We start from the raw sequence: 8,104 nt of genomic DNA, 5'->3' as shown, positions 1-8,104 counted from the left end.
AGCTGTGTATAAGAGACAGGGGAAGGACCGGTCGGCGGGACTGGGGGCCTCCGCGCCGTCGGTGGCCCGGTGGCTGGGGGACATACGGACGTACTTTCCGTCCTCCGTGGTTCAGGTCATGCAGCGGGACGCCATCGACCGGCTCGGCCTGTCCACGCTGTTGCTGGAGCCGGAGATGCTGGAGGCGGTGGAGGCCGATGTCCACCTGGTCGGCACGTTGCTTTCGCTGAGCAAGGCGATGCCCGAGACGACCAAGGAAACGGCACGTGCCGTCGTACGCAAGGTGGTCGAGAACCTGGAGAAGCGGCTCGCGACGCGCACCCGGGCCACGCTCACCGGCGCCCTGGACCGCAGTGCCCGTATCAGCCGGCCGCGCCACCACGACATCGACTGGAACCGCACGATCTCGGCCAACCTCAAGCACTACCTGCCCGAGTACCGGACGATCGTGCCGGAGCGGCTGATCGGCTACGGGCGTGCGTCCCAGTCCGTGAAGAAGGAGGTCATCCTCTGCATCGACCAGTCGGGTTCGATGGCGGCGTCCGTCGTCTACGCCTCGGTCTTCGGCGCCGTACTGGCCTCGATGCGGTCCATCAACACCCGGCTCGTCGTCTTCGACACGGCCGTCGTCGACCTCACCGACCAGCTAGACGACCCGGTCGACGTCCTCTTCGGCACCCAGCTCGGTGGCGGTACGGACATCAACAGAGCGCTCGCGTACTGCCAGTCGCAGATCACCCGCCCCGCCGACACCGTGGTCGTGCTCATCAGCGACCTCTACGAAGGAGGCATACGGAACGAGATGCTGAAGCGGGTCGCGGCGATGAAGGCGTCCGGAGTGCAGTTCGTGACGCTGCTGGCGCTGTCCGACGAAGGGGCGCCCGCGTACGACCGGGAGCATGCGGCGGCGCTCGCGGCGCTGGACGCACCGGCGTTCGCGTGCACGCCCGACCTGTTCCCGGAGGTGATGGCGGCGGCGATCGAGAAGCGCCCGCTGCCGATACCGGACACCGGGAGCCCGGGACGGTAAAAGGGGGCACGCAGGGCTGGTTGGAGGAAACCGGACATGAATGCCCAACGGGAACGGGGGGCTTGCGCAACCTCCCGACTCCCATGCAAGGATCGTCGCGACTTCAACGGTGGCGCTGTGTGCCGCCCCGTCCTACCTCGTACCCGCCTCGTCCCGCCGCACGGGAGGCTCTCTCCGTCTTGACCGTGTCGACCCTGTCCGCCGCACTGCCCGGTGCCGCTCTGCGCATGACGCGCACGGCGGCCGGGCGGCGTGCCCTGCAAGTGGGGTTGCTGGTGGGCGGGTTGTTCGTGCTCGGGCTGCTGTGCGGGGAGCGGGCGAACGCGGCGGACGGCGCGGACAGTGCGACTTCGGGTGTGACGGCGACGGGTGTCGTGCGGTCGGTCACGGGTTCGGCGGAGCGTGTGGTGACGGGCTCGGTCGGAGCGGTTGCGCAGGCCGTCCGGCAGTCGCGGGTGGAGCTGCCGGGTTCGGAGCAGCGGGCGGCGACCCCTGACAGGTCCAGGGCTGAAGCCTCGGGGGCCGGAGCCTCCAGCGGTATCGGGCTCAGTGGCCTCAGTGGCCTCGTCGACCTCAGCGCCCCCTCGTCCGAAGGGGACGGCTCCTCTGAAGCCGAAGCCGGCCCAGCAGGTGCCGGCGCCGCCCCCGGTCCAGGCCTCGCCTCCGGCCAGGGCGCCGCCCCGGGCCAGGGCGCCAGCCCCGGCAGCAGCTCGGATCCCGGCGTCGAGACCCCGGCACGCCCCCGCACCGTCGACCCCCTGGCCCCCGTCCGCAAGGCGACGACCCAGGTGACCGACCCCGTGAGCGACGGAGTCCACCGCGTCGTCCGCCCGGTCACCGAGCAGGCCATGCGCCCGGTGACCGAGCAGGTCGTTCTGCCGGCCACCGAGAAGGTCATATGGCCCGTCACAGACCAGGTCATACGGCCAGTTACCGACCAGGTCATACGTCCGGCCACCGACGGCGTCGTACGGCCGATAGGTGGCCTGGTGGAACAGGTCGTGGGCGCGGGAACTGCCGAGTCCGGAGCGCCAGGGTCGCCGTGGTGGCCGCCCCTGTCCATACTCCCCGGGCTTGAACTCCCCGGTCTCCCGCACCTGCCGGGGCCGCCCGTTCTGCCCGGCCAGACGTTGCCGGTCGGTTCGCAGCCGCAGGTGCCCGGCGGGGCGGCGGACGAGGACGGGGCGGCCGGGCCTGACGCAGGAGCGAAGTCCGGCGATCGTTCCCCGGGTGGGTACGGGCCGCAGTTCAGCGGCGGTCACGCGGCGCCCGAGGCCGGCGTGCACGACAACGACGAGGGTGCGCGGGGTGCCGCGCAGCCGCCCGCGCACCAGGAGCACGAAGGTGCTCCCAGAGGTGCGCTCGGGCATGGTTCCGCGGCCGACAACGGTTCGCCGCGGCACGGCGACGCGCATGCCGTCGCGTTCAGCAACCGGGCGCAGCTGAGGCTGGTGCCCGGTATCGCCGCGGCGGTGACCGCGGCCGAGACCAGGGACAGGTACCGGGACATTCCCGTATTCCCCGGCTAGGGCAGGCCCACCCGCGCTGACCTGCCGCGCGGGGGCGGAACAGGTCTGCCCGTCGTCCGGACATCTCTCCGATCTCCGGACACAGCCAACGGGATCCGGACCGGAGCCGCTGCCGACACCACCGGTCCTCAACTCCCCGGACCGGTAAGGGACTCGGCGCCGCATCCGACACCGGAAGCCCCCCACTCCCGAAGTCATCAAGTCTCGGTATCCCGAAGGATCTGAAGCACGCATGCACAAGAACATCCGCCGTTCCATAGTCATCGCCGCCGGTGTCACCGGCGCGTGGGCGCTCGGCTCAGCCGTCGCCGGCGCTGACGAACTGCCCAAGTCGACGGCCTCCGTACCCGACGCGTCCTTGTCTGTGGACGACGTGAACGACGCGGTCGGCAACGCGGCCCACGAGGCCGACAACCCCGTCGCCGAAGTGGCCGACGACGCCCTGCACGACGTCTCCGACGTCTCCGGCACCGCCTCCGACGCTTCCACCGTCACCGACAAGATCGCCGACATCACCGGCGCCACGACCGCCAAGGCGCAGAACACCGCCTCCGGTACGACAGCCAAGGCGCACGACGTCGTCACCGGTACCACCGCAAAGGCGAAGGCGACCGCCTCCGCGGAGACCGGGACGAAGGCGGCCGACCAGGCCCGTCAGTACGTCGAAGCCGAGCTGCCCGCCATGCCCGCCCTGCCCGCGCACGAGATCGCCCGGGCGAAGGCCGCCGCGCAGGAGGCCAAGTCCGAGGCGGCGCACGCCGCTTCCGACGCCACCGGCCCCCAGGACGAGGTCGACTACCTCTTCGGCCCGCTGTCGACGTTCGCCCCAGAGCTGGAGCAGGCGCTCGCCGCCGTGCAGACGCAGCTCACGGCCACCGAGCGCACCGCGGCGGGCGTACCGTCCGACGCCCGCGCCCAGGTCCGGCAGACGGTCGCCACCGCCGACCGGACGGTCGCGTTTGCGGGCCGTACGGCTGCCCCCGTACGCACCACGGCCGACGCCGCTCGCCAGACCGTGAACGGTGCCCCGGCCCAGGTGCAGGCCACCGTCACCGCCGTCCCCTCCACCGTCCAGGGCATACACGAGACCGCCACCCCGGTCGTCGACGAGACCGCCGCGTCCGCCCTCCCGCCCTTCGCCGCAGGCGCCGTCCACGGCGTCACGCCGGTCGCCAGCCAGGCCATCCACGGCGCCGTACCCGTCGCCGACCAGGCTGTCCTCGGCGTCGTCCCCGTCGCCGGGCAGGCCGTCGCCGGGACGACGGCGCTGGCATACGGAGTGGTGGCCGACGCGCAGACGTACGCAGGCGGAGTCGCCCAGGACACCACCCCGTACGCACACGGTGTAGCGGGCGAAACGCAGATGTACGCGAACGGCGTCGTCAGCGACACCACCCCGTACGCCACCGGCCTCGTGGGCCAGGTCACCGAGGACACCGCCGCCTCCGTGCTCCCGCCGGTCGCCCATACCGCCGTGGACGGGGTGGCGCCGGTCGCCGGGCAGGCCGCGGGTGACGCGGGCGTGCTCGCGGACGGTGTCGTCGGCGAGGTGCGGCCCTTCGCGGAGGGCGTCGTGGGTGACGTTCCGCCGGTCGCGTACGGAGTGGTGGGCCAGGCCGGCTCATTCGCGCAGGGTGTCGTCGGGCAGGTGCCGCCGTTCGCCGAGGGTGTCGGCGGGACCGTGCAGCCGGTCGTGGACGCCGTCGTCGGTTACGCGCAGCCCGTCGTGCAGGGCGTCGGCGGCGGTGCCACGACGTTCGCGTACGGCGTCGCGGGCGATGTGCAGCCCTTCGCGTACGGCGTTGCCGGCGAGGTCTCCCCGTTCGCGGGCGGTGTGGCCGGGCAGGCCGGGCCTGTCGCTCAGGACCTGACCGGAACCGCCGAGACCGCCGGCGGGCCGCTGGTCCAGAACGCGGCCACCGGCGCCCAGGGCGTCGCCGAGTCCGTCACCCCGAGCTACCTGCCGGGCGCCGCGTACGGCATCTGACCGGACTGTCGTACGCACGCCCAGCCGTACGGCACCGACCGACTCCGCGGGAACCAGCCGGGCAGCCGAAATCCATCGGCCGGCCGACCGAAATCCCGCGGACAGGGGCGGGTGGTCCCCAATGGGGTGGGGACCGTCCGCCCCGCAACCCCTGAGTGGCTGTTCGCGCGTTCCTCAGGGGCTGTTACAGGGGCCTCACCAGGCCAACCCCAGCCTGGTGAGGCCCTGATCAGAGCCACATCGGACCCGCATCTGTGACCGTAATCACCGCTCAGGTGTGATCTGCGATTTACGACCCCACCGTCAGCGGCGATAACCTGCCAGACGGACATGCCGCGTGCCGGCCACCGTGCCCACGCCCTCCTAGTGACCGCGCAGTCACGTTGCCCTCGCGGCACGCCCACGGAGACCAACGAACCGCGAGATACCTGATAGGGACGGACGCGCGTGGACCTGTTCGAGTACCAGGCGAGGGACCTCTTCGCCAAGCACGGTGTACCGGTGCTGGCCGGTGAAGTCATCGACACGCCTGAGGGGGCGCGCGCGGCGACCGAGCGTCTTGGCGGCAAGTCCGTCGTCAAGGCCCAGGTCAAGGTCGGCGGCCGGGGCAAGGCCGGCGGCGTGAAGCTGGCCGCCACCCCGGACGAGGCCGTCGCCCGCGCGACGGACATCCTCGGCATGGACATCAAGGGCCACACGGTCCACAAGGTGATGATCGCCGAGACGGCTCCCGAGATCCTCGAGGAGTACTACGTCTCGTACCTCCTCGACCGCACCAACCGCACCTTCCTGGCCATGGCGTCCGTACAGGGCGGCGTGGAGATCGAGGTCGTCGCGGAGGAGAACCCCGACGCCCTCGCGAAGGTGCCGGTCGACGCCAACGAGGGCGTCTCGATCGAGAAGGCCCGCGAGATCGTCGCCCAGGCGAAGTTCCCGGCCGAGGTCGCCGACCAGGTCGCCGACATCCTGGTGACGCTGTGGGAGACCTTCATCAAGGAGGACGCCCTCCTCGTCGAGGTCAACCCGCTCGCCAAGGTCGCCTCCGGCAAGGTCATCGCCCTCGACGGCAAGGTCTCGCTCGACGAGAACGCCGACTTCCGCCAGCCGGACCACGCGGCGCTGGAGGACAAGGAGGCGGCCGACCCGCTCGAGGCCGCCGCCAAGGCCAAGAACCTCAACTACGTCAAGCTCGACGGCGAGGTCGGCATCATCGGCAACGGCGCGGGTCTCGTCATGAGCACCCTCGACGTGGTCGCGTACGCCGGTGAGGCCCACGGCGGCGTCAAGCCCGCCAACTTCCTCGACATCGGCGGCGGCGCCTCCGCCCAGGTCATGGCCAACGGCCTGGAGATCATCCTGGGCGACCCGGCCGTCAAGTCCGTCTTCGTCAACGTCTTCGGCGGCATCACCGCCTGCGACGAGGTCGCCAACGGCATCGTCCAGGCCCTGGCCCTGCTCGCCGAGAAGGGCGAAGAGGTCACCAAGCCGCTGGTCGTGCGCCTCGACGGCAACAACGCGGAGCTGGGTCGCCAGATCCTGTCGGACGCGAACCACCCGCTCGTGCAGCGCGTGGACACCATGGACGGCGCGGCCGACAAGGCCGCCGAACTCGCGGCTGCGAAGTAAGGAAGAGGGACTAAGACCACCATGGCTATCTTCCTCGACAAGGACAGCAAGGTCATCGTCCAGGGCATGACCGGTGCCACGGGCATGAAGCACACCAAGCTCATGCTGGCCGACGGCACGAACATCGTCGGCGGCGTGAACCCGCGCAAGGCCGGCACCTCCGTCGACATCGACGGCAACGAGATCCCGGTCTTCGGCACGGTTGCCGAGGCGATCGAGAAGACGGGCGCCAACGTCTCCGTCCTCTTCGTGCCGCCGGCCTTCTCCAAGGCCGCCGTGGTCGAGGCGATCGACGCCGAGATCCCGCTCGCGGTCGTCATCACCGAGGGCATCGCGGTGCACGACTCGGCGGCGTTCTACGCGTACGCGGTCGAGAAGGGCAACAAGACCCGCATCATCGGTCCGAACTGCCCGGGTCTGATCACCCCCGGTCAGTCGAACGCCGGCATCATCCCGGGCGACATCACGAAGCCGGGCCGTATCGGCCTGGTCTCGAAGTCCGGCACGCTGACGTACCAGATGATGTACGAGCTCCGTGACATCGGCTTCTCGTCGGCCGTCGGCATCGGTGGCGACCCGGTCATCGGTACGACGCACATCGACGCGCTCGCCGCGTTCGAGGCCGACCCCGACACCGACCTGATCGTCATGATCGGTGAGATCGGCGGCGACGCCGAGGAGCGGGCGGCCGACTTCATCAAGGCCAACGTGTCGAAGCCGGTCGTCGGTTACGTCGCGGGCTTCACCGCGCCCGAGGGCAAGACGATGGGCCACGCCGGCGCCATCGTCTCCGGTTCCTCCGGTACGGCCGCGGCCAAGAAGGAGGCTCTTGAGGCCGCCGGTGTGAAGGTCGGCAAAACGCCTACGGAGACGGCGAAGCTGGCGCGCGCCATCCTGGCGGGCTAGCTGCCGCAGGCTGAACAAGTCAGGTGAGCGTTGGGTGGGCTCGTACCCCTTGCTGGGGCGGGCCCATCTTGCGTTTCCCGGGGTGGGACCTTGTTGGGGTGGCACCCGGTGTTGCCCTGCTGTGCCCACCCGTTCCGCCCTGCGGAACGATTGCCCACAGCAGTTGCGGAACGACTGCCCGCAGCAGTAGCGGGACGACTGCCCGCAGCGCTAACGGCCTTCCGGGAGCAGTCTTTCCGGGCCGTTCGCCGAGTCCGACTTCAGCCTTGCACGTAGTTTCTGCTGTTTGGCCGAGAGTGCGCCGGGGGCCGCTCGGGGCGGTACGCCGTGGATCTTCTCGCCGGGGGGCACGGGAGGTTCGTAGTGGCTCGGGGCCGTCTTGACGGTGATGGCCGTGGCCGCGACGAGCAGGGTGGTGCAAGCGATGGCCGCGCGGGTCCAGTACTGGGCTCGGCGTTCGCTGCCCGTGCGAACTGTCACGGGTTTCGGCGCAGCCCGCCGGTCTTGGCGCTCCTTGTCCGCGAGTTTCGCCAGTCTCGCCAGGCGGCGTCGTAGCTCCTGTGGATCCGTCAGGTCCGGGAAGTGCTCGGCGATGGCCTCGCGCGCGTGCAGCAGGCGGTTCGCCGCCGCCACGGTGCTCGCCTCCGTCTCGGCAGCGGTCTCCGGCAGGCCGACGCCGAGGCCGTCGTGGAGAAGCAGCGTGCGCCGGTACGAGGGCGGAAGGCTCAGCAGTACGGAGAGCAGGCGGCGGTCGCCCGGAGTGGCGGGCGGTGCGTCCGGGCGCCGGTGGCGGAGGCGCAGCCGGTGCCAGGGCGACAGCGCGTACTCGTGTGCCACCGCCCGCACCCAGCCCGCCGGTTCCGGGTCGACCGCCACCTCCGGCCAGCGCTGCCACGCCAGTTGGAACGCACGATCCACGGACTCCCGCGCCAACTCCCGCCGCCCGGTGAGGAGATACGTCTGCTGTACGAGGCTGGGGGCGCAGAACTCGTAGAGCGCGTCGAAGGCTTGGGCGGGGGTGAGGGC

Annotated in this window: 6 protein-coding genes; 5 read left to right on the top strand and 1 reads right to left on the bottom strand. The window is 70.9% G+C overall.

Annotated features, from left to right (window positions below; translation table 11 throughout):
- Positions 1-4: 4 nt before the first annotated feature.
- The 5 genes from G6048_RS45310 to sucD all read left to right on the top strand — a co-directional run bounded on the left by G6048_RS45310 (position 5) and on the right by sucD (position 7,078).
- Positions 5-1,030: a vWA domain-containing protein gene (locus G6048_RS45310; RefSeq protein ID WP_165345456.1), complete on the top strand. Its 1,026-nt coding sequence runs from the start codon at positions 5-7 to the stop codon at positions 1,028-1,030.
- Between the two features lie 179 nt (positions 1,031-1,209).
- On the top strand, positions 1,210-2,559 hold the full coding sequence (locus G6048_RS45305; RefSeq protein ID WP_165345451.1) for a hypothetical protein: 1,350 nt from the start codon (positions 1,210-1,212) through the stop codon (positions 2,557-2,559).
- 232 nt (positions 2,560-2,791) lie between these two features.
- Entirely contained in the window at positions 2,792-4,546 is a 1,755-nt protein-coding gene (locus G6048_RS49020) for a hypothetical protein (protein WP_206342933.1), read from the top strand.
- Between the two features lie 447 nt (positions 4,547-4,993).
- Positions 4,994-6,172: an ADP-forming succinate--CoA ligase subunit beta gene (sucC, locus tag G6048_RS45295; RefSeq protein WP_165345454.1), complete on the top strand. Its 1,179-nt coding sequence runs from the start codon at positions 4,994-4,996 to the stop codon at positions 6,170-6,172.
- A gap of 21 nt (positions 6,173-6,193) precedes the next feature.
- Positions 6,194-7,078 (top strand): succinate--CoA ligase subunit alpha, encoded by an 885-nt coding sequence (gene sucD, locus G6048_RS45290; RefSeq protein ID WP_165345453.1) that lies wholly within the window; start codon positions 6,194-6,196, stop codon positions 7,076-7,078.
- 210 nt (positions 7,079-7,288) lie between these two features.
- On the opposite strand, the gene G6048_RS45285 is transcribed toward sucD, so the two are convergent.
- The coding region (locus G6048_RS45285; RefSeq protein WP_165345452.1) for a SigE family RNA polymerase sigma factor at positions 7,289-8,104 on the bottom strand (816 nt) is incomplete at its 5' end.

It is taken from the genome of Streptomyces ureilyticus (assembly GCF_011045025.1).
Classification (GTDB): domain Bacteria; phylum Actinomycetota; class Actinomycetes; order Streptomycetales; family Streptomycetaceae; genus Streptomyces; species Streptomyces ureilyticus.
The sequence above is the reverse complement of the archived record's forward strand: the minus strand, read 5'-3'. Positions and strand labels throughout refer to the sequence as shown.